Origin of the sequence: Kitasatospora sp. NPDC091257 (genome assembly GCF_044757675.1) — a bacterium.
GTDB lineage: Bacteria > Actinomycetota > Actinomycetes > Streptomycetales > Streptomycetaceae > Kitasatospora > Kitasatospora lactacystinica.
This window is the reverse complement of record NZ_JBIVVI010001519.1, coordinates 1-1,829: the sequence shown is the minus strand read 5'-3', so window position 1 is coordinate 1,829 and position 1,829 is coordinate 1. Positions and strand designations below refer to the sequence as shown.

Sequence of the window (1,829 nt, the reverse complement as noted above, 5' to 3'; positions counted from 1 at the left end):
CCAGCCAGAAGGCCGCCGACGGCCCGGGGGCACACCCGCTGGAGGGCATCAGGCTCGCCGCGTACGACGCCCAGGGGAAGGTGCTGGCGAGCAAGACGCTGCCGTCCTGACCGGACCGGCGGCGCGGTAGTGGAGCCGGCCGCTCGTCGAGCGGCCGGCTCCGCACGGTTCTGTGTGGTTCGGCACGGTTCCGTACGGTTTCGTACGGTTTCGTACGGTGGAGTCGAGGGCGCCGCCGACCCTCGGCTACCCTCCCCCCTCGTGGACGATCACCCCGCACCCCCGACCCTGCGCGTCTTCGTGGCGCTCGCCCCGCCCGACGACGCCAAGGACGCACTGGCCCGGGCCCTGCGGCCCGCATATGCCGGGTACCCGCGGCTGCGGTGGAACCGGATCGAGGACTGGCACATCACCCTGGCCTTCCTCGGCGAACAGCCGTCCACGGCGGTGCCGCTGCTGCGATCGGCGCTGGCCGCGGCGGCCGCGTCGCACCCCGCCCTGCACCTGGGCCTGCGCGGCGGCGGCCACTTCGACCAGCGACTCCTGTGGACCGGCATCGACGGGGACCTGGAAGGACTGCACCGGCTCGCCACCGACGTCCGGGACCTGGTCGGGTCCTGCGGAATCGCATTCAGGGACCGGCCGCTGCGCCCCCACCTGACCCTGGCACGCGCCCGCCGTGACGACCCCGTCAGCGTGCCGCAGGCCGCGGCCGGGCTCGCGGGATTCGTGGGCCGGCCGTGGCGGACCGAACGCCTCCACCTCGTCGGCAGCAACATCGGCCGCGGCCCCGGGCCGATCCACTACCGCGACATCGAGGCGTGGCGGTTGGGCGCCGCCGTCCAGGCCCTCGACGGCGGCTCCCTCGCCGAGCCGTAGCCCGCGGGCCCGCGGGCCCGCGACTCGCGGCGCGGCTGTCGGAGGTGCGCAGTACGGTCCTGTCATGGCAGCCAGAATCGATCTGACCCTCGACTGTGCGAACGCACCGCTCCTCGCCGCGTTCTGGAAGACGGCACTGGGCTATGTCGACGAGCCGCCGCCCGCTCCCTTCAAAACCCGTGAGGAGTGGCTCGCGCAGTTCGACCTGCCGGAGGACGACTCCGCGGACGACGGGGCGTGGCTCTGCGATCCCGCTGGCGCCGGCCCCCGCCTGTCCATCCTCAAGGTCCCCGAACCGAAGACGGCGAAGAACCGGCTGCACATCGACGTCCGGGTGCCGGGACACGGCAGCCCCGGTGAGCGGTGGGCGCGGATCAAGGCGGAGTCCGAGCGGCTGGTGAAGGCGGGCGGGGCCGTCCTGCGGGAGTTCGACGGGCACCACGTCGTGATGGCCGACCCGGAGGGCAACGAGTTCTGCGTCGCCGCAGCCGCAGCCCCGGCCGCAGCCCCGGCCGCAGCCCCGGCCTGAGGCCGCAGGGCCGGGGAGCCGGGCACGCGCGCCGAGGACGGTGGATCCGACGCGGCGCCCGACGGTCACGGCCGGCCGGCTCCGCCGCCGAGCAGCCGCCGGGCCTCGGTCAGGGCGGAGTCCTTCAGCCCGGCCAGCTCCTCCCGCGTGAAGACCGGGGTCCGGACGTCCGGCGGGATGCCCGGCCCGTCGAAAGTGGTACCGGCCGGGGTGAGGAACTCCTCGTTCGGCAGCAGCAGCACGAGGTCCGAGGAGAGCCGCCGGGCCAGCTGGTCCGAGAAGACCCCCTGGGTGTTCTCGCCGATCCGGGTGATGCGCGGGCTGCGGCCCATCATCGCCTGGGTGAAGGTCTCGCCCGCACTCACCGTCGAGCCCGAGGTGAGCAGGGCCACGGGCCCGGTGAAGCGGGCCGCCCCGGGGG

Annotated in this window: 3 protein-coding genes; 2 read left to right on the top strand and 1 reads right to left on the bottom strand. The window is 74.6% G+C overall.

Annotated elements, in window-relative coordinates:
* Window positions 1–261: 261 nt before the first annotated feature.
* A complete protein-coding gene (gene thpR, locus ACIQOV_RS39895; RefSeq protein ID WP_401055838.1) occupies window positions 262–879 on the top strand; it encodes an RNA 2',3'-cyclic phosphodiesterase in 618 nt (205 codons plus the stop codon).
* A gap of 64 nt (window positions 880–943) precedes the next feature.
* Entirely contained in the window at window positions 944–1,408 is a 465-nt protein-coding gene (locus tag ACIQOV_RS39890; protein WP_401055836.1) for a VOC family protein, read from the top strand.
* Window positions 1,409–1,473: 65 nt separating this feature from the next.
* Here ACIQOV_RS39890 and ACIQOV_RS39885 read toward each other — a convergent pair.
* The coding region (locus tag ACIQOV_RS39885; protein ID WP_401055834.1) for a S41 family peptidase at window positions 1,474–1,829 on the bottom strand (356 nt) is incomplete at its 5' end.

What these genes read in the sequence shown, in the direction of transcription:
- ACIQOV_RS39890 (WP_401055836.1), top strand. Translation starts at nt 944, where the DNA reads ATGGCAGCCAGAATCGATCTGACCCTCGACTGTGCGAACGCACCGCTC.